The organism is Pyxidicoccus sp. MSG2 (genome assembly GCF_026626705.1).
GTDB lineage: Bacteria > Myxococcota > Myxococcia > Myxococcales > Myxococcaceae > Myxococcus.
Genome location: NZ_JAPNKC010000001.1, coordinates 6,009,787 through 6,028,995, shown reverse-complemented (window position 1 = coordinate 6,028,995; position 19,209 = coordinate 6,009,787). Strand labels below are relative to the sequence as shown.

Annotated in this window: 17 protein-coding genes; 13 read left to right on the top strand and 4 right to left on the bottom strand. The window is 71.4% G+C overall.

The features are described from left to right. Positions 1 to 50: 50 nt before the first annotated feature. The 6 genes from OV427_RS23595 to OV427_RS23570 all read left to right on the top strand — a co-directional run bounded on the left by OV427_RS23595 (position 51) and on the right by OV427_RS23570 (position 5,168). On the top strand, positions 51 to 998 hold the full coding sequence (locus OV427_RS23595) for a fatty acid desaturase family protein (RefSeq protein ID WP_267858409.1): 948 nt from the start codon (positions 51 to 53) through the stop codon (positions 996 to 998). After that, positions 998 to 1,618 (top strand): hypothetical protein, encoded by a 621-nt coding sequence (locus OV427_RS23590; RefSeq protein ID WP_267858408.1) that lies wholly within the window; start codon positions 998 to 1,000, stop codon positions 1,616 to 1,618. Before OV427_RS23595 ends, OV427_RS23590 begins: the two co-directional genes overlap by 1 nt. A 42-nt stretch (positions 1,619 to 1,660) precedes the next feature. Next, positions 1,661 to 2,695 carry a DUF2169 family type VI secretion system accessory protein gene (locus tag OV427_RS23585; protein WP_267858407.1) on the top strand — a complete coding sequence of 345 codons (1,035 nt, stop codon included), beginning with the start codon at positions 1,661 to 1,663 and terminating at the stop codon, positions 2,693 to 2,695. Positions 2,696 to 2,824: 129 nt separating this feature from the next. Beyond that, positions 2,825 to 3,289 (top strand): DUF4150 domain-containing protein, encoded by a 465-nt coding sequence (locus OV427_RS23580; protein ID WP_267858406.1) that lies wholly within the window; start codon positions 2,825 to 2,827, stop codon positions 3,287 to 3,289. 22 nt (positions 3,290 to 3,311) lie between these two features. Continuing rightward, positions 3,312 to 3,839 carry a DUF6484 domain-containing protein gene (locus OV427_RS23575; RefSeq protein WP_267858405.1) on the top strand — a complete coding sequence of 176 codons (528 nt, stop codon included), beginning with the start codon at positions 3,312 to 3,314 and terminating at the stop codon, positions 3,837 to 3,839. Positions 3,840 to 3,845: 6 nt separating this feature from the next. Further along, entirely contained in the window at positions 3,846 to 5,168 is a 1,323-nt protein-coding gene (locus OV427_RS23570; RefSeq protein WP_267858404.1) for a TIGR02270 family protein, read from the top strand. 24 nt (positions 5,169 to 5,192) lie between these two features. On the opposite strand, the gene OV427_RS23565 is transcribed toward OV427_RS23570, so the two are convergent. The 3 genes from OV427_RS23565 to OV427_RS23555 form a co-directional block, all read right to left on the bottom strand. Next, positions 5,193 to 5,591, bottom strand: a complete 399-nt coding sequence (locus OV427_RS23565; RefSeq protein WP_163991464.1) for an STAS/SEC14 domain-containing protein — start codon at positions 5,589 to 5,591, stop codon at positions 5,193 to 5,195. A gap of 116 nt (positions 5,592 to 5,707) precedes the next feature. Next, on the bottom strand, positions 5,708 to 6,205 hold the full coding sequence (locus OV427_RS23560) for a CinA family protein (RefSeq protein WP_267858403.1): 498 nt from the start codon (positions 6,203 to 6,205) through the stop codon (positions 5,708 to 5,710). Further along, a complete protein-coding gene (locus OV427_RS23555; protein ID WP_267858402.1) occupies positions 6,202 to 7,317 on the bottom strand; it encodes a GRAS family protein in 1,116 nt (371 codons plus the stop codon). The genes OV427_RS23560 and OV427_RS23555 overlap by 4 nt, the downstream gene beginning before the upstream one ends. Before the next feature lie 375 nt (positions 7,318 to 7,692). On the opposite strand from OV427_RS23555, the gene OV427_RS23550 reads away from it, so the two are divergent. From OV427_RS23550 to OV427_RS23540, 3 genes are all read left to right on the top strand, one after another. Continuing rightward, the gene (locus OV427_RS23550; protein WP_267858401.1) at positions 7,693 to 9,207 is read left to right on the top strand and encodes an LVIVD repeat-containing protein; all 1,515 of its coding nucleotides are present in this window, start codon (positions 7,693 to 7,695) and stop codon (positions 9,205 to 9,207) included. A gap of 126 nt (positions 9,208 to 9,333) precedes the next feature. Beyond that, the gene (locus OV427_RS23545; RefSeq protein ID WP_267858400.1) at positions 9,334 to 12,075 is read left to right on the top strand and encodes a TonB-dependent receptor domain-containing protein; all 2,742 of its coding nucleotides are present in this window, start codon (positions 9,334 to 9,336) and stop codon (positions 12,073 to 12,075) included. Between the two features lies 1 nt (position 12,076). Continuing rightward, positions 12,077 to 13,387 carry a hypothetical protein gene (locus OV427_RS23540; protein WP_267858399.1) on the top strand — a complete coding sequence of 437 codons (1,311 nt, stop codon included), beginning with the start codon at positions 12,077 to 12,079 and terminating at the stop codon, positions 13,385 to 13,387. A 19-nt stretch (positions 13,388 to 13,406) separates the two neighbouring features. Here the strand turns inward: OV427_RS23540 and OV427_RS23535 are convergent, their stop codons facing one another. After that, a complete protein-coding gene (locus tag OV427_RS23535; protein WP_267858398.1) occupies positions 13,407 to 14,024 on the bottom strand; it encodes a hypothetical protein in 618 nt (205 codons plus the stop codon). Positions 14,025 to 14,374: 350 nt separating this feature from the next. Here OV427_RS23535 and OV427_RS23530 point away from each other — a divergent pair, with 350 nt between their 5' ends. The 4 genes from OV427_RS23530 (at position 14,375) to OV427_RS23515 (ending at position 19,206) form a co-directional block, all read left to right on the top strand. Continuing rightward, a complete protein-coding gene (locus tag OV427_RS23530; RefSeq protein WP_267858397.1) occupies positions 14,375 to 14,827 on the top strand; it encodes a hypothetical protein in 453 nt (150 codons plus the stop codon). Positions 14,828 to 14,997: 170 nt separating this feature from the next. Then, positions 14,998 to 16,854: a penicillin-binding transpeptidase domain-containing protein gene (locus OV427_RS23525; RefSeq protein WP_267858396.1), complete on the top strand. Its 1,857-nt coding sequence runs from the start codon at positions 14,998 to 15,000 to the stop codon at positions 16,852 to 16,854. Between the two features lie 330 nt (positions 16,855 to 17,184). Further along, a complete protein-coding gene (locus OV427_RS23520) occupies positions 17,185 to 18,006 on the top strand; it encodes a lipoate--protein ligase family protein (protein ID WP_267858395.1) in 822 nt (273 codons plus the stop codon). A gap of 36 nt (positions 18,007 to 18,042) precedes the next feature. Continuing rightward, positions 18,043 to 19,206, top strand: a complete 1,164-nt coding sequence (locus OV427_RS23515; protein ID WP_267858394.1) for a serpin family protein — start codon at positions 18,043 to 18,045, stop codon at positions 19,204 to 19,206. Positions 19,207 to 19,209: the final 3 nt, after the last annotated feature.

The following is a 19,209-nucleotide window of genomic DNA, read 5'->3' as shown; positions in this document are numbered from 1 at the left end:
TTGCATCCGCCCTCCCCGCCTGTGCTCACTTCGTGCATTCCGTCCACGCCATGAGTGCCTCACTGCAAGCCGCGAGCACGGCGCCCGAGCCCCTTCCCCGACGCGCCGCGGTACCCCCCGCGCTGCTGGTGCGTGCCACCGTGCCGGGCCTGCTGCGCCTCGCCGCCATCGAGTGGGCCTGGATGGGCGCATGCTGGCTCGCGCTGGCGTGGTGGCCGTGGGCCGCGCCGCTCGCGGTGCCCGTCATCGCCGGGCGGATTCATGCACTGGGCGTCATCTTCCACGACGCCGTCCACCTGAGCGTGCGGCGCAAGGGCGTGGGGCTGAGGCTCGTGGAGGTGCTCGCGGGCTACCCCGTGGCCAGCACCTGGGAGTCCACGCGCTACCACCACCTGCGCCACCACCACGACGCGGGCCTGCCGTCGGACCCGTACCGCCGCAGGCCGCTGCACGGCTGGCGACTGGCGCGCGCGTGGCTGCTGCTGGTGGGCGTGGTGCCCTTCTGGGTGCTGCGTGGGCCGGTGGGGCTGCTCGCGTGGGCGGTGCCCGCGCTGCGCGGCCCGTATGCGCGGCTGTTCCTCCAGGCACCCGCGGCCCCCGGGCTCGCGGCTTCGGACGAGGTGCGGGCCTGCGCGCGCTCGGAGGTGGGACAGGTGCTCTTCCACCTCGGCGTGCTGGTGCTGGCGTGGCGCTGGCCCCAGGCGGTGGCGTGGGGTTACGGGCTGCCGCTGCTGGTGGCCTCGGGCTTCAACGCGCACCGGCTGCTGGCCGAGCACACTCCGGCGCAGGCGCGCGGGCGCATGCTGGAGGACGTGCTCGCGGTGACGGCGGACCACGGGCTCGGGTGGCCGGGCCGGCTGTGGCTGGCGCCGCGCAACGTGGGCTGCCACGTGGTGCACCACCTGCATCCGCAGGTCTCGCTGGAGCACCTGCCCCGGCTGCGCGCGTGGTACGTCGCGCGTTTTCCCACGCACTACCCTCCGCCCCGGCGCTTCTGATGCTCTCCCCGCACACCCGCGTCGTCGTCGCCGTGCTCGCGCTCCTCTGCGGCGTGGCCGCGCTCTTCTTCCGCCGCGCGCAGAACGCGAAGGGCGCGCGAGGCGGCCGCATCTCCGGGCCCAAGGTGGCGTGGCTCTTCTACGCGGTGTTCCTCTGGTTCCTCGTCTGCCCCCTGGTGGCGCTGGACGAGAAGGTCCCCGTGGAAGCGCGCGCGGTGCTCGGCGCGTTCGCCGGCTTCATGTGGCTGCGCGGCGCGGCGGAGCTGTACCTGCTCTACGTGACGAAGAGCTGGCGACCCCCGTACGGCGTGGCGCACGACGTGGCGTGCATCGCGCTGGTGCTCGGTGGATTGGTCTGGGGCCGCGCGCGGTGGATGGGAGCGCCGGGCACCGCGGACGTGTGGGCGCTGGCCTTCGTGGGGCTCGTACTGGTGAGCCTGTTCGTCGAGGTGGCCTACGCGGCGCTCTTCTTCCACGCGGTGGAGGGACGCACCACGGGCGACGAGGGCATCTGGTTCGCCGACGAGGAGCAGGCGCGCTTCCGCCGCATCAACCGGCTCACGCTGGCGCTCAACGTGCCGCTGTACGCGGGACTGGTCGGGCTGCTGGCGTGGTCGTGAGCGAGCACCTCCGACTCCAGCTGATACACTCGCCGTCACGCCATGGGACACCCCTCCATCGAAAACGAGACCCCCTTCGCCTTCGACATGATGGGCCTCGCCGACGAGGAGGGGCGACCCCTGCTGCTGCTCGTGGTGAAGGCCACCTACTCCATGGGTGACTCCGGGCTGAAGCTCGCAGAGGAGCAGCCGCCGGTGAAGTGGAGCGGCGAAGCCTGGGGCAAGCCCGGCGAGTCCAGCGACAGGTACGAGCCGGGAACCGCGTTCATCAAGCTCGCCACGGACGTGGTGCTCCTCGGCCACGCGTACCCGCCGCAGAAGGGTGCCACCGAGTCGCTGGTGGCCCTGCAGGTGGGCCCGCTGAAGAAGGGCGTGCGCGTGGTGGGCGAGCGGACGTGGTTCCGGAGCATGGGCCACATCGCAGCGACGAAGCCGCTGCCCTTCGACAAGCTGCCCCTCACGTGGGAGCGCGCCTTCGGAGGGTGGGACAGGACGGACGCGGCGAAGCCCTCCTTCGAGCCGCGCAACCCCGTGGGCACCGGCTTCCGCGCCAGCCCGCGCCACTTCGAGGAGGGGCTGAAGCTGCCCAACCTGGAGGACCCGGTGGAGCCGCTGCGCGAGTTCGGGCAGCGAGTCACCCCCGCGGGCTTCGGCTTCACCTCGCCGAACTGGCAGCCGCGCGCGAAGCTCGCGGGCACCTATGACGAGGCCTGGAACAAGACGCGCAAGCCGCTGCTCCCCAAGGACTTCGACCGGCGCTTCTTCAACGCCGCCGCTCCGGGCCTGGTGGCCCCCGGCTACCTGAAGGGGGACGAGGCCGTCGTCATCGCGGGGGCATCACCGAAGGGCCGGCTCGCCTTTCCGCTCCCCGGGCAGGCGACCCCGGTCATCACCGTGGAGCTGGCCAGTGGTGGGGACGCGAAGCCGGAGCTGCGCCTGGACACCGTCATCCTCGACACGGACGCGGAGCAGGTGACGCTGCTGTGGCGCGGGCACGTGGTGCTCGACGAGGGCGTCCACGACGTGCGCGGGCTGAAGCTCACCGCGGAAGGCGTCTTGCCGCCAAAGAAGGCCTGAAAGAACAGGGGGTTCCCAGGCTTCCGGGGGCCTGCGCCTGCATCAGCGCACCTCTGACTCCCGTCCCGGCGGGTGCTCGCGCCGCGTCGCTCCGAGGGAGTAGACTGCGCCTTCCTGGAGGTGGACGCCATGCCCGTCAATACCGGTGTGAACAAGATGTCCGTGGTGACGAAGGACAGTGGCGGTGTCTCCTCGGCCTTCCCGGACGTGTGCAAGACGCCCAGCCCCGCCGGGCCGGTGCCCATTCCGTACCCCAACATCGCCCAGTCCTCGGACACGGATAAGGGCACCAAGAAGGTGTCCGTCGCCGGCAACCCGGTGTGCGTGAAGGACTCCAACTTCAAGACGAGCAGCGGCGACGAGGCGGGCACCGCCGGCGGCGGCGTGGCGTCCAGCAAGACGAAGGGCAAGGCCGAGTTCGTCAACTTCTCCTTCGACGTGAAGTTCGAGGGGAAGAACGTGGCGCGCGCCATGGACCTGATGCTCCACAACGACAAGAACACGCCGCCGTTCCCCGTCATGCAGGGGCCCGTCGTGGCCAATGCTGGCAGCGAAGGCAAGCCCAAGTGCCTCGTCTGCGACCACGAGGTCTAGGCGCCCCGCCGGAATCCACACCATGAGCGCGCATCCCGACAGCAAGCCACTCCCCGCCGGCGCGGCCATGCCCGAGCCCATCCTCGGCAGCCGCGCCGGGCAACTCGTCGGGCTCGACGCCAACGGCCTGCCTCGCGTCGACTTCCCGGGGAATACCGCCGGCCCCGTGTCCGCGCGGCTGGCCACCGTCCTGGATGCGAAGGCCCTCCAGGAGGCCGTGGCCCGCCGGCAGAAGGTGGTCCTCCTCTTCGAGAACGGTGACCCGGGCCTGCCCTTCGTCATGGGCCTCATCCAGGAGCCCAGCGCCACGCCGCTGCTGGACGCGCTGCTGGAGGCGTCCCCCGACGCCGAGGCGGCCCGGCCTCCCACCGAGGCCCGTGTGGACGGCAGGCGCGTGGTCATCGAGGGCCAGGACGAAATCGTCCTCAAGTGCGGCGAGGCCAGCATCACCCTGCGCCGCAACGGCAAGGTCATCGTGAAGGGCACGTACCTGGAATCGCGTGCCACGGGCACCCACCGCATCAAGGGTGGCTCGGTGGAGATCAACTAGCCCGCCATGGCCGAGCCTTCCGAACGCAAGCTTCGCTGGGACATCTACGAGACGCACCTCGAAGAGGCCGCCTTCCGCTGGAGCCAGTGGGAGACGGCGCTCGAGGCGCCCGACTTCGTGCTGGAGGAGGTGGCGGAGCAGGAGGAGCACGTCGCCGCGCACGTGGACGGCCTGGTGCTGGGCGGTGAGCCCGTGGCGGAGCGCCTGCTGGTGCCCGCGCTGGCGGACGAGCCCGAGCGCATCGTCGCCGCGGCCCTCGCGCTGCTCCAGGCGGAGGCGCCTTCCGGGCCCGCCGCCGCGCTGGCCGCGCTGCCCGCGGCCGAGCCTCCCGCGCTCGCCGCGCTCCGGCGTGCGTTCGAGCTGGTTCCCACCACCACCCTTCCCGCGAACCTGCCCGCGCTCCTGAAGGAGGAGGACGCCGTCCCCGAGCTGCAGGCCCTGGTGCTCGACACGCTGGGCGTGCACGGGCTGGCCACGGCGCCGCTGTGCCTGCCATTCCTCACGCACCCCGAGCCCCAGGTGGCCGCCGCCGCCCTGCGCGCCGCCGGCCGCGCCCGGCTGCCGCTGGAGCCCGCGGTGTTGCAGCGCGCGTTGGACTCGGACGAGCCCGCGCTGCGCGATGCCGCCATCGTCACGGGGTTGATGGGGGGCCATCGCGGTGCCTGGAGTGCCTGTCAGGCCGCGGCCGGGTCTCCCGAGGCCGGTGGGAAGCTGCCCCTGCTGCTGCTGGGGATGAGCGGGGATGAGCGGGACGTGAAGCGGCTGCTGGAGCTGCTCGCTGACGAGAAGCTCCGGCCGGACGTGCTGTGGGCGCTCGGCTTCTCCGGCCGCGTGGCCGCCGCGGAGGCCTGCGTGGAGCTGATGTGGAACATGCGCGTCGCCGCGCTCGCGGGCGAGGCCTTCAGCGCCATCACCGGGCTGCGCATCGCGGAGGAGTATGCGGCCCCGCGCGAGGAGGAGGACGAGGAGCTCCCTCCCCTCGAGGAGGACCTCGACGCGGACCTCACGCCGAAGCCCGAGGATGCACTGCCGATGCCGAGGCCCGAGAGCGTGGCCGCGTGGTGGCAGCAGGAGCGCCAGCGGCTGGACGCGAAGCAGCGCTACCTCGCGGGTCAGCCCTTCACTCCCGTCGCCGTGCTCGACGCGCTCGTCAGCGCGCCCATGCGGCGGCGCCATGCGCTGGCGCTGGAGCTGGCGCTGCGCAGCCGGGGCGCGGTTCAGGTGCCGACGCGTGCATTCGTGACGCGGCAGCTTGCCGCGTTGAAGGAGGCGCGTTCGGCGCCGGCTTCGTCGTTCAGCCGCCCGTTCGCGGAGGGACTCCGGGGCTGAGCTCCCCGGCGCCAGCCGCGCCCGTCACACCCCTGGATGCATCCCCATGTCCTCGTCGCCGTGGATGAGCCACTGGCGCGCGGAGGACTCCTGCCAGAAGCGCCGCAGAATCCGGTCCGTGTGACTCTCGCGCGCAATCCGGTTGAGCTGCAGCGCCACGATCTGGCTCTCCACCAGCTCCGCCACCCGCACCACGCCCGAGCGCAGCCCGTACTCCTGCACGCGGCGAATCATGTCCGCGGCTTCCGGTGACGCGGGCTTGAACGTCCTCACGTCCGCCTTGATTTTGATGTCCTTCCCCGACAGCGAGTCGGTGGCGCCTCGCAGCTCCGCCACGAAGCGCTGCATCTCCTCCACGCGGATGTACCCGTCGAGGATGAAGTCCACGATGCCGTGCTGCCGGTCGACCTCTATCTGGAACACCGGGCTCTCCTTCTCGCGCAGGGAATTACGGGGTGAGCCGCTCTGGCGTGATTAGGAGAGTAGAGAAGCGACGCGGGTGCCGATAGGCGTCCAGCAGGACGGGCCCAGCGTTCAATTCATGATTGCGACCCCAGCCTGTCGAGCAACACCTCCAGCGTGCGGTCCGCGATGGCACGGCGCACCGCGCTCCGGTCTCCCGTGAAGACGTGGCGCTCCACCGTGGCCTTCCCGCTCCGGCGTAGCACCGCGATGAAGGCCAGCCCCACCGGCTTCTGCGGCGTGCCCCCCGTCGGCCCGGCGATGCCCGTCTCCGCCACCGCCCAGTCCGCGCGTGAGCGCTCCAGCGCGGCGTGGGCCAGCGCCTCCACCGCCTCCGCGCTCACCGAGCCATGCGCCTGGAGCAACTCCAGCGGCACGCCGAGCTGCTCCACCTTGGACTCGTTCGAGTACGGAATGAACCCGCGCTCCACCACCGCCGACGCGCCCGGTACGTCCGTCAGCCTCGCGCACACGAGGCCGCCGGTGCACGACTCCACCAGCACCAGCCGCACGCCCGTCTCACGGCAGCGCCGCAGCACCCTGGCGGCCAACACGTCCGGTGTGTCGCTCGTCATCCGCGTCCCTCCGCCGGCCGTGCACCCAGCACCGCCACCAGCGTGTCTTCCCGGTAGGAGATTCCCACGAAGCCCCGCTCCCGTCGCAGCGCCACCGCCGGGTGGATGTCCGCGGGCCTCACCCGCTCCAGCGCCTCCAGCGCCACGAAGCCCGCGCGGCGCAGCCGGTCCATCCACGACTGCGCCGTCTCATGGCGCTCGCAGCGGGCCGACTCGTCCACCGTGCCCACCACGTCATCCACCTCGCGGCCGAAGAACCGCTTGATGGCCGCGCGCTCCGCCCTTGGCACGTCCAGCGTGTCCAGCAATTCGAACACGCGCGTGAAGTGGTTCCACGCATTGCGGAAGCGCTCGCGCACCGGCGCGCGGTGGTGGTCCACGTTGGGCTCACACAGCACCAGCCCCGTCGGCTCCAGCGCCCGCAGGCGCCGCAGCACCGCGTCGCGCGCCGTGCCGCCGCTGTCGGGCGCCTCCGCCACGTGGTGCAGCGCGAAGGCCGCATTCACCACCAGCGGCCGGGGCACCCCGCGCAGCGCCGCCCACGTCGCGTCCGCCAGCGCCTCCACCGGCATCTCCAGCCCCACGAAGCGCACGGCCGCGCCCACCTCGCGCGCCACCTCCGCCACCGTGGCCTCCGCCTCGCACAGGCTGGCGCCGCTCGGGTCCACGCCCACCAGCGTCAGCCGGCGCGGCAGCGCGCCCGCCCGCGCCAGCGCATGCAGCAACCCCCGCTCCTGCCGCCCCTGGCCGATGCCCACGTCCAGCAGCGTCGCCTCGTCGTGCCCGCGCAAGAGGCCCACCAGCACCGCGTTGGCCACCGCGTCCGCCGCCGACGCCAGCGGCATGTGCGTCATCAGCAAGCGGAACAAATCAATCTGCCGCGGCTCCTGCGCCGGCTCCGGGTGCAGGTACGGATTGCGAGGCACCGCCCCCGCGCCCTCCATCCGCCGCGAGAGCGCGGTGGCGAAGAGGAGGTAGTGCAGATCCTCCGAGACGCCCTGCACGTCCAGCAGCGCGTACAGGGAGAGGAGCGCCTCCGCCGCCTGCGTGGACCGGCCCGCCAGCGCATGCTCCAACCCCTGGAGCAACAGCTCATCCTTCGGCGTGCGCATGGGCTGCCCTCCGTTCCCAGCACCGCGTGCGTTCGTTCATTGAGTCTGGAAAAGAGTAATGACGCACGCGCACGTGCCTCCAGGCGCGCGCGCCGCCTGCCCCTCCCTTCGTGGGCTGGCCCACATGCTTCATGCCCGACGAGGCCGAAGCGTGTGCAGCCGGCCACCCTTGGATGGACCCCTTGTCCCATGCCTCGCAAGGCGCACACATGTCCCACCGCGGACGCGCACTGAAGGTCCGCTCACTCCGCCCACCCCGCGAGCCAGGAAAGCTGTCCTCCGCCGCGCGCGGCGCCCCACCCACGGCCCATCGTCGTGCTCGGGAGCCATCCCTACCGTGCGCCCCCTTCGAGGAATCGGACGCACGGGGGACGCATGGCTGGAGCAATGAGGACGTGGCTGATGCTCACGGGGCTGCTGGCGCTGGCCGTGCCCCGGGGGAGCGCGGCGCAGGACTCCAGGCGCCAGCCTCGGCACGGGCTGCCGCGGAGCGAACGCTTCGAGCTCATCGGCCACCACCCGCTGCCCAACCCGGGAGACACCATCGCCCGGGGGCGCAACGGGCCCACCGGCATCTCCGGCGACTGTCTCTACGTGGGCAGCCGCATCGGTCGAAGACCCGGCACCGGCCCGCTGTTCGGCACCCCGCCGCTGCCGCCCGAGGTGCTCATCGTCGACATCTCCAACCCGCGCCGGCCCCGGCCCGTGGGCGCGCTCCCCACCGTCCTCAACGCCACCTCGCGCGAGCTGCGCACCATCCCCGACGCGCACACGCTCATCGTCATGAACTTCCGGGAGACGGGCGAGGACAGCGGCGCGGTGAACAACTACCAGCTCTATGACATCACCCACTGCCGCCGCCCGGTGCTGCGGCAGACGATTTCGCTCGGCACCGACCGGCCGCACGAGTTCTTCCTGTGGAGAGACCCGCGCGAGCCGGCGCGCTTCCTCCTCTATTCCTCCGTCCACCTGGGCGACGTGCGCGAGCCGTCGCTGCGCGTCTTCGAGCTGATGGCGCCCCCGGACGGCCCCATCAGCCCCAGGCCGGTGGCCACCTTCACCCTCACGCCCGCCGAAAGCGCGTCGATATCCGTCTCCCAGGACGGCACGCGCGTGTACGTGGCCAACCTCCACGGTGGCTACTCCGTGCTGGACAGCTCGCGACTGGCCAACCGCGAGCCGTGCATCCGCGACACCGTCACCGTGGACGAGACGAGCGGCACCGACCCCGACCTGTGCCTGCGCAAGCTGAACCCGGACCCGGCCGTGCGCGGGGCCCTCACGCCGCCTTCCGCGTCGACGGAGCACTCGGTGTACCCGGTGCCGGGCCGGCCGTACCTGGTCATCTCCGGCGAGCGCAACGGCACACAGACGTGCCCGCGGAGCTGGGGGCACATCCTGGACATCTCCAACGAGCAACGGCCGCAAGTCGTGTCGCGCTACCTGCTGCCGGAGAACCTGGAGCCCCCCTGCGTGCCCGGCGACCCCGGAAGCCCGTCGCTCCCGCGCGAGTCCTCTCCGCAGCAGCTCGTCTTCCCCAACCTCTTCTTCAGCTCCGGGTACTCGGCGGGGCTGCGGGTGTGGGACATCGCCAACCCCGTGCTGCCCATGGAGGTGGGCGTCTACGTGCCGAGGCCCGCCTCGCGCGTGGTGGAGCGCTTCCGCGACAGCCCCGACGTGGGGATGTGGCCGCACCCCATCCTCTACAACGGCCTCATCTACATCACCGACGAGAACAGCGGCCTCTACGTGCTGCGCTACAAGGGCCCCCGCGCCAACGAATTGCCCCGGACGGGGCTCTTCGTGAGCAACACCAACTACCTCGCCCCACCTCCGCGTCTCGCGCGCGCCCCTTCACCCGTGGCGCCAGAGAGGCCGAAAGGAAATTGAGGGAGCGTTGACCGCGCCAGCCGGGTCGGGGGTTTTGAGGAGAGTCCCCACGGCTGATATAGGCGGCGCCCGCGAACCGCACCGGCCGGAGTGTCCGCTTCGCGAGCCTCGGTGTTGGTGCGTGTGATGCGAGTGCAACGCTGCTGCGTCTTCCTCCTCCTGGCGGTGGTGCCCGCCGTCGCGGGCGCCCAGGGCCTCCCCTCCCCCGCCAGCGAGCAGCGCGCGGTGGAGGTAGACGTCCAGGCCACCGATGGGGGCGCGTCCGTGTCCGCCGAGGATGCCGAGCGCCTGGGCCTCACCACGGGAGGCGCCGAGGCGCAACTGGTGCCGCCCACGCTGGTGACGGAGTCCCGCGCCGCGTGGCCCGAAGGACTGGAGGGCACGCCCGGCGAGGTGACGCTGGAACTGCTCGTGGACGTGCAGGGCGCGGTGGCCGAGGTGAAGGTGGTGCAGGCGCCGGACGAGCCGCGCCTCACCGAGGCCGCGCTGAAGGCCGCTCCCGGCCTGCGCTTCACCCCGGCCACGGTGGGCGGCACGCCCGTGGCGGTGCGCCTGCCCTTCGTCTACCGCTTCGAGCCACCCGTCCAGGTGCCCGCCGCCATCGCGCACCTCACCGGCGAGGTGCGCGCCCGGGGCACGCGCCGGCCCCTTGCCGACGCCACCCTCTTCCTCGACGGGAGCCCCGAGCCCGCCGGCACCGTGGACACCCGGGGGCGCTTCACGCTGCAAGTCACTCCCGGCGCCCACCGCGTGGAGGTGCGCGCGCCCGGCCACCAGCCGGCGACGTTCGAGGAGACGGTGACGCAGGGCCAGTCCGTGCAGGTCGTCTACCGCCTGCAGCCCGGCCGGGTGAATCCGTATGAAACCGTGGTGCGCGACGAGCGGCCCCGCACGGAAGTCACCCGCATCAGCCTGCACGAGCAGGAGATTCGCGAGGTGCCCGGCACGATGGGAGACCCGTTCCGCGTGGTGATGCTGATGCCGGGCGTGGGCAGCATCGCGTCGGGTGTGAGCTACCCGGTGGTGCGCGGCAGCCAGCCGGCGGCCACGGGCTTCTTCCTCGACGGCGTGCGCATCCCCATGCTGTACCACCTGCTGCTGGGGCCCTCGGTCATCCACCCGGACTTCATCGACACCGTGGACTTCTACCCGGGCACGCCGCCGGTGCAGTTCGGCCGCGTGCTGGGCGGCGCGGTGGAGGGGCGCCTCTCACGGCCCCGCGAGGACCGGCTGCACTTCACCGCGTACGCGGACTTCATCAACAGCGGCGGCTTCATCGAGTACCCCTTCGAGAAGACGGGCACCTCCGTCAGCGTCGCCGGCCGCGTCAGCTACACGGGCCTGCTGATTGGACTCGGCCAGCGGCTGGTGTCCGGAGCGCAGGACGAGAAGCTGCACGCCACCTTCTACGACTACCAGGCGCGCGTGGAGCAGAAGGTGGGCGAGGGACGACTGCGGCTCTTCGCGCTGGGCAGCTCGGACGACGTGGGCTCGAGCCCGTCCATGGAGTGGGAGGGCAACACGGGCGGAGGCATCGTGTCCCGCTTCCACCGGGTGGACCTGCGCGGCACGCACCCGTGGGCCGGAGGTGAGGCGGAGGTGGGCTTCACGGTGGGCTGGGACAAGGTGGCCCTCTCCGGCGAGCAGGCGGTGTCACGCTCCGGCGGGCTGGTGGCGGAGACGGTGGGCGAATACGGGCTGGCGCAGACGACGTACTCGCTGCGCGCGGGCTGGAAGCGGCACTTCTCCGAGTCGCTGGAGGTGGCCGTGGGCGGAGACGTGGAGCACCGGCGCGCCGCCACCGTCATCACCGGCAAGGCCCTTTCCCCGGGCCAGTACCCGGGCGTGAATGGAGACCCGCTGAAGAGTCCCTCGTCGCTGGCCACCTTCTCCGGCGCGTACGCCACCACGACGTGGCGCCCGACGGAGCGCTGGCTCCTCCAGCCCGGCCTCCGCGTGGACGCGTACCACCTGGTGCCCGGAATCACCCACGCCGCCGTGGAGCCGCGCCTCACCGTGCGCCACCAGCTCACGCAGACGCTGGCGCTCAAGGGCGGCGCGGGCCTCTTCCACCAGCCGCCCACCGTGCTGCTGCACCTGCCCGCGGTGGACACCGCCGGCCTGCGCTACGGGCTCCAGTCCGGCGCGCAGCTCGACGTGGGCGCCGAGTGGAAGGCCCTGGAGGGGCTGGAGGTGAGCGGCGACGTCTTCTACAACCCGCTGTCGCGCACCGTGGAGTTCGACGTGCTGGACGTGGCGGAGAACCGGCGCCGCGGCGGGCTGGGCGAGGACCCGTCCGAGAGTGGCTACGCCTACGGCCTCGAGCTGATGGCGCGCCACCCGCTGGGCCGCAACTGGTTCGGCTGGGCGTCGTACAGCTTCCTCCAGAGCCGGCGCCGCGTGCGCATCGAGCGCTACGGCGACGACAACCGGGTGGTGGAGACCGTGGAGGGCACCCTGCCCTTCGCCTTCGAGCAGGCGCACGTCTTCAACGCCGCGCTCAGCTACAAGTTCGACACCTGGACGTTCGGCACGGTGGTGCACTTCAACACCGGCCGGCCCGAGTCCGGACAGGTGTCCTCGCAGACGCACCGCCTGGTGACGGACCCGAACGGGCGCACGGAGTGGGTGCGCCAGGACGAGGACCGCGTCGAGCGGCTGGGCAGCTTCTTCCGCGTGGACTTCCGCGCCTCGAAGTCGTGGGCCATGGAGGACTTCACGCTCGACGCGTACCTCGACGTGCTCAACATCTCCGCCCAGTGGGAGACGTTTGGCTACAACTACAACCACGACGTCTCGGGCCCGGTGCGCGAGCCCATGCGCCTGCCCGTCATCCTTCCCATGTTCGGCCTGAAGGGGACCTACTGACATGCGCGCTTCGACTGTCACCCTGCCCCTGCTCGCGCTCCTCGCCACCGGCTGTGAGCGGATGCCGGAGGACCCCGTCTTCATGTACGGCGAGGTGAAGCATGCGGACGGCTCGCCGGCCGGTAGCACCCCGCTGCGCGTGGACCGTGCGCTGGACACCGCGAACGACCTCCTCGCCGTGGAGGGGCGCGTGTGGAACTACGAGCCGTATTCGGAAGGCCTCACCGAGGCCTCGGGGCGCTTCACGCTGGAGGCGCTGTCCGGCGATACCCAATACGAGGGCTACTTCCCGGAGGGTGGCTACTACGGCTACCTGCAGCACCGCTTCCGCGTGTACCCGCCGCTCGACGAGGGTGGCAACGGCATCTTCGTCGCCTTCTCCTTCTACGACGACGTGGAGCTGCCACCGCTACAGCGGTGGGACTCAGGCCTCGCGGTGGGCCCCGGGCCCTCGCTGACCTTCGCCCCCACGCCGCCCGCGCCGCGAACGCCTCCGTCCGCGACGGTGCCTGAAATCATGCAGGGCAATGAGGAGCCGGTGCTCGTCCCGCCCAGCACGCCCGAGCCGGTGGTGCAGCTCCATGGCGGTGACGGGCTGGTGTGGCAGCAGGAGCATGCCGCCTCTCCGTGGGCGCTGAGCCCCTACGTGCTGGAGGACTTCGGCGGAGTGGAGGCCCAGGTGCGTGCGGTCAGCGTGGGCCAGTGGTACTTCGAGCCGCTGGCCGCGGAGGGCAGCACGCTGACGTTCCGCCAGGAGTGGCGCAGCCCGCGCGTGCCCCTGCCCGCCGGCACCCTGCGCCCCGTGAGCCGGGGCATGCCGTGCAGCCCGGCCCCCGTGGACCGGCCGTGCCCGTACACGGACGGAAAGCTCGAGGCCGTATTGACGCGTCCCGAGGGCGAGCAGGGCGACGACCTCGGCGTGGAGGCGCTGACCTTCTCCCTGAACACCCCCGCGCGCCTGCGCCGGGTGGTGGTACGCAACCTGGAGGGCACGCTCGGCTACCAGGGGCGCATCCGGCTGGTGCTGGAGGGCAGCGTGGACGGCGGCGAGTGGGCGCCGCTCGGGAGCTTCACCGTCGTGAACTTCGACCGGGACGACCCGACCCGGTACATCTACCAGTTCTCCCTGCTGGACACCGACACGGACAGTCCCTTCGACGGACCGATGGAGCTCTACACACCCCACGTCTTCCTCGACGCGCCCCTCACCGGCGAGCTGCCGGTGCGCCACGTCCGGCTGCGCATGACGTCAGAGGAGGGGAGCCTCACTGGCTTGCTGTGGAGGTTGGGCGAGGTCTCCCTGTTCGAGTAGGCCCGCGCGACGCTTCTCGTCAGAAGCGGCCGCCCAGCCCGAAGACGGCCCTGTCGTTGACGAACCCCACCGTGGGCATAAGCCCCAGCGGCAGGCCTCGCGGCGCGCCGTGCATCAGCTTGCGGCGTGCGTCGCGGAGGGCCGCGCGTGAGCGGGAACCCTTCACGGCCTCTTCCGCGATGCAGTCCCCGTCCTCCTCGGAGCACCCCTCGGAACAGCCCTCCGGCGTATCGGCGCACGCCGCCGCGTACAGGTAGCCCAGGCCGAGCACCGCGCCCACCGCCGTCCCGCCCAGCAGCGCCCCCGAGCAGTCGGAGCCATCACCTCCGTACACGCTCTCGAGAACACACCAGGTGACGCCGCCGAGGAACCCGACTCCGGTGAGCACCAGGGGCACCACCCACAGGTGCATGGGGATGACCTCGTCCTCCGAAGTGGTGACGGTGACGCCAGAGTGGGAGAGCGCACGGATGCGGTCTCCCCCCTCCAGGCCGTGCGCCCATGGCGACGGCCTGTCCACCAGGCGCGCGGACCGCGAGGCCCCGGAGAAGTCGAACGCGCGGCCCTCCGCCCGGACGACGCCCGGAGCCAGCAACGACAGCCAGAGCAAGGTGAACGCGACGGCACGCCTCTTCATGCGACAGCTCCTCCACGGTGGACCCGGGAGCGGGAAGAGCAAGCCACGTGCCCTCCGCGCTCCGAGTGCAACCCGGAGACGCCAGGCCTGAGTCGTGCACCGCGCTGCACAGGTGGGGAGCGGCACCCCGGCATGGGTGTCACATTATATCGCCACTGTATTGCATCTGTACCCGGCGACGCAGGTCGCAAAAGCTCGACGGCACCGGCGGCCTGCCCTGGGGCCTTCGTGGGCGACGACTTCGTCGCGCGCTTCAGTCACCGGGCGCACGCCTTTGAGGGTTGTTCAGTTTTACCTGTATCTCAGGAATACTGGGTCCGCCTCACCAACCACATCCGCAGGAGAACCTCATGTCCATCCAGCGTGTCGTGAAGCACCTTCAGTTCGGGGCCGTGCTCGTGTCAGCGGCAGCCCTGCTCGGTGCCTGTGGTGAACCCCTCGCAGGCGAGGAGGCCGAGCAGGAGGCAGCCGGTGCGGGCGACACCGTCACCGCCTTCGACATCCTCCCCCCGACGGCGACGATGGGTTGTACGAAGGTGGGGACGAACGTCTCGTGCTCCGGCAGCGGCGCCAACGGCGTCACGCCGTACACGTACCAGTGGCAGGTGGTGGATGACTTCGGGGGCGGCTCGACGAGCCCCTACTGGTACAACGGCACCACCTCGTACAACGACTACTGCCAGTTCGGCCTCTACACGTACGGGACGTACTGGACGAAGTACATCCGGTTCCGCATCGTCGACGCCAACACCTACGTGTCGAACGAGGTGACGAAGTCCTACCGGTGCTGGACCCCGAACTAGCCACGCCGCACGAAGACTCCGGGCGCGGAGCGCGCCACGCCCGGAGTCGTCGCGCCCTCGCGCGGCCGGCCCTCCCTCCGTGAGGAGGGAGCCGCACCGCGTGTGCCATGGCGACGGCGCCGCATCCTTCGTGCGTGACGCCGTGGCATCCGCGCAGCAGAGTGCGCCGCATGTCCTGGCGAGGGTGGAGGGTTGGAATCGGCGTCGCGCTGTCCCTGTTTCTGTCGGCCTGCGCCTCCGTGAAAGTCAGGCCCGCGGATGGACCGGTGGACGAAGCCGAGGCGTACCTGCGGGCGTGGGCGGCGAATGACCTGCCTGCCCTAAAGCACGCGGTGGCCGGGCCGCCGGCGAACTTCGAGGAGCAACACCAGCGCTTCCGCGACGGGCTGCGCGTCGTCTCCTCCCGCTTCGAGCTCGGCCGCGTCGAGCGCGACGGAGAAACCGCAACGGCCACCTTCCGCGCCGTCCACGTGCTGCGCGGGCTCGGCGAGTGGGAGCTGGAGGGCACGCTGCCCTTCGTGCGCCGCGAAGGGCGCTGGTTCGTGCGATGGACTCCCGCCGTGCTCCACCCCGAGGCGCGCGAGGGCGACCGCTTCTCGCGCACCCGGGCGTGGCTGGAGCGGGCCCACCTGCTGGACGCGTACGGCGAGCCGCTCACCCACGTGGGAGAGGTCATCACCATCGGCGTGGACCCGTCGCGCGTGCGCAACCGTGCCGACGTCACCTCCGCGCTCCAGGCGCTGCTCGAGGTGGACCCGGCGCGCGTGGAGAAGGTCCTGAACGCAGCGGGCTCGACCGAGCGCTTCGTGCCCATCATCGACGTGCGCCCCGAGCGCTACCAGCTCGTGCGCCCCGCGCTGGCGCCCGTGCCCGGCATCTTCTTCCGCAAGAAGACGGCCCGGCTGTCTCCCTCGGAGGGCTTCGCGTCGCACACCCTCGGCCGCGTGGGCGAGGTGACGGCCGAGCTGCTCGCGCAGCTGGGCCCGCTGTACCAGCCTGGAGACAGCGTGGGCCTGTCAGGACTGGAGCGGGCCTTCGAGCCGCAGCTCGCGGGAACGCCCTCGGGAGAAGTGCTCCTCACGCGCCCGTCGGGAGAGGCGCAGATCCTCTTCCGCTTCGAGGGGAAGCAGGGCACCCCGCTGACCACCACGCTGCGCCCCGCGCTGCAGACGGCCGCGGAGGCGGCGCTCGAAGGCGTGGCACAGCCGGCGGCGCTCGTCGCGGTGGACAGTGAGTCGGGCGCGGTCCTGGCCATCGCCAGCCGTCCGCTCTCGCAGCCGCTGCACCGGGCGCTCACCGGCCGCTACCCGCCGGGCTCCACCTTCAAGGTCGTCACCGCGGAGGCACTGCTCGCACGAGGCATGGATGTGAACGCGCCGGCGCCCTGCCCGCCCACGGTGGCGGTGAAGGGGAAGACCTTCCGCAACTTCGAGGACGAGGCGCTCGGTGCCACGACGTTGCGCGGGGCCTTCGCGCACTCGTGCAATACCGCGTTCGTGCTGCTGTCCGCGAGCCTCGGCGGTGAGGCGCTCGGCGAGGCGGCCCGCCGCTTCGGCTTCGACGTGGAGTACCACCCGGGGCTTCCCTCCTCCGGCGGCACCTTCCCCGCGCCTCGCGACGCCGTCGAGCTGGCGGCCGCGGCCATCGGCCAGGGGCGTGTGCTGGCCACGCCGCTGCATCTGGCCTCCGTCGCCGCCGCGGCCGAGTCGGGCCGATGGCGCGCGCCCTACCTCGTCACGGACCTGGACGACGGCCCGAGCGCGTCACTGGCGGACGGCACCCGGGGAGCGCTGAGTCTGCTGATGCGGGCCGTCGTCACCGAGGGCACGGGCCGGGCGGCGGTGGGAGTACCGGCGCTCGCCGGCAAGACGGGCACCGCGGAGTTCGGCACCGTCCCCCCGCTGCCCACGCACGCGTGGTTCATCGGCTTCCGCAACGGCATCGCCTTCGCCGTCCTGGTGGAGGGAGGAGGCGTGGGCGGTCGGGTCGCAGCGCCCATCGCCGCGAGGTTCGCGGCGGCCCTGTGAGCGCGCCGTCACCTGCCCCCGGCCCGAGTGCGGCACGGAAGGAACGTTCCTTCCAGCCACCTGGCTTCCGGGCGCCCTGTCGGGCGGAATGAACGTTCCTTCCAGCCACCGGCGTCCGGCGGCCTACCGCTCGGAATGAACGTTCCTTCCGGCTACCTGGCTTCCGAGGCAACCAGCCCGGCGAATTGAACGTTCCTTCCAGCTCCCAGCGGCCGGCACAGCCTCTGGCGGAATGAACGTTCCTTCCGGCCACCCCTCCGCCCGGGTGGCCCGCCTGGCGTGGCACGCCGCTGGCATTGCGTTCCCGACCGAAGTGGAGAGGATGCCCCCATGTCTCCGTCCTCCCCCGCCGAAGCGCCCCGCGCCTGGAACGTCATCGAGCCTCTCGAGGAATCCCCAGGCTCCTGGCAGATGGCGCTCGACGAGGCGCAGCTCGATGACGCCTGCGCGCGGGCGGACTTCGTCCCCACCTTGCGCCTCTATGTCTTCCGCCCCGGCTGCCTCAGCCTCGGACGCACGCAGTCCTATGAGAGCGTCGACGCCGCCGCGGCGAAGGAGCAGGGCCTCGAGCTGGTGCGCCGGGTGACAGGCGGCTCGGGCGTACTGCACCACGGAGAGCTGACGTACAGCTTCATCGCCCGCGTGGGCGCGCCGTTCGCCGACAGCATCGAGCAGAACTACACCCTGCTGTCGGAAGCCATCGCCGCGGGCCTCGCGAGCCGCTTCGGCGTCCGCGCCGACCTGGAGCCCTCGCGGCCCGAGCGCACCCTGGCCAGCGGCGCGTGCTTCCTCACCCCCGCCCTCAAGGAATTGAAGGTGAACGGGCGCAAGCTCGTCGGCAGCGCGCAACGGCGGCAACGCGGGGCCTTCATGCAGCACGGCGCGCTGCCGCTCGTGACGGACTACGCGCTACACGCACGCCTCTTCGGCCTGGAGCCCGAGCGCCTTCGCGGGGCGATGATGGACCTGAAGGAGGCCGCCGGCCGCGAAGTCAGCCACGCCGACGCCGCGGAGGCCCTCAAGCAGGGCTTCACCGAGAGCCTCGGCGCGCAATGGACCTCCAGCTCGATTGCGCCGCACGTGCGTGCCCGCGCGGAGGCGCTCGTCGCGGAGCGCTACGGCCGCGAGGACTGGACGCGCGACGCCCTCTGATGACCGCTAGGATGGGCGCCTCACGAGGAGCCTGTCATGACCGAGAGCAACTTCGCTGCGATGCGAGCCGGAGCTTCGGCCAGCAACCACTTCGCCTTCGCCCTCCATGCCCACGTGGGCGCCGAGCCCGGGAACACGTTCTACTCACCGACCAGCCTCTCCCTCGCGCTGGCGATGACGGCGCTGGGCGCACGCGGTGAGTCGCAGGCACAATTGGAGCGGGTGCTCGGACTCGACGCCGTGCGAGAGACGACGCTCCAGAAAGCGTACACGGCGCTGAGTGGCCACCTCGCCACCGCGAACAAGAGCGGGAACGTGGAGCTGCGGACCGCCAACCGCCTCTGGGGACAACGCGGGTTCGAGTTCCTCCCACCCTTCCTGGAAGCAACGAGCACGCACTACGGCGCGTCGTTGGAGGAGGTGGACTTCGCCAGGAACACCGAGGCCGCGCGCCAGCACATCAACCGCTGGGTCTCGCAGCAGACGGGAGAGCGGATTCCCGAGCTCATCGGGAAGGGCATGCTGGAGGATCTCACGCGCCTGGTCCTGACCAACGCCATCTACTTCCGGGGCGTCTGGCAGGAGCCCTTCGACCCCGACCTGACAGAGGACGGCCAGCCCTTCCACGTCTCGGCGGACAGGACGGCAACCGTCTCGATGATGCGGCAGACGGAATGGTACCGCCAGACCGACGACGGCATCGCCCAGTGGCTGGAGCTTCCCTACAAGGGGGGAGAGACGGCCATGTTGATAGCGCTTCCGAAACGCGTGGAGGACCTGGCCCGGCTCGAGGCGTCACTGGATGCCAACGTGCTGGAGAAGCGGATCTTCAAGCTGACCGGCAGAGAGGTGGCGGTGTCGCTGCCGAAGTTCAAGATGGCGACGACGCTTCAACTACAGGGCGCGCTCTCCGGCATGGGCATGCCGCTGGCGTTCGACCCGGCCCTCGCGGACTTCTCGGGCATGACGGCGCGGGAAAGGCTGAACCTCTCGGCGGTGCTTCACCAGGCGAACCTCGACGTGAACGAGGAAGGAACCGAGGCGGCGGCGGCCACGGCGATGATGGCAGTGCCGACGGCCGCCCTCCTCGAAAACGAGGTGCTCGAGTTCAATGCGGACCACCCGTTCCTGTTCTTCATCCGGGACACGTGGAGCGGCGCGGTGCTGTTCCAGGGGAGGCTGGTCGACCCCGAGGCGTAGTCC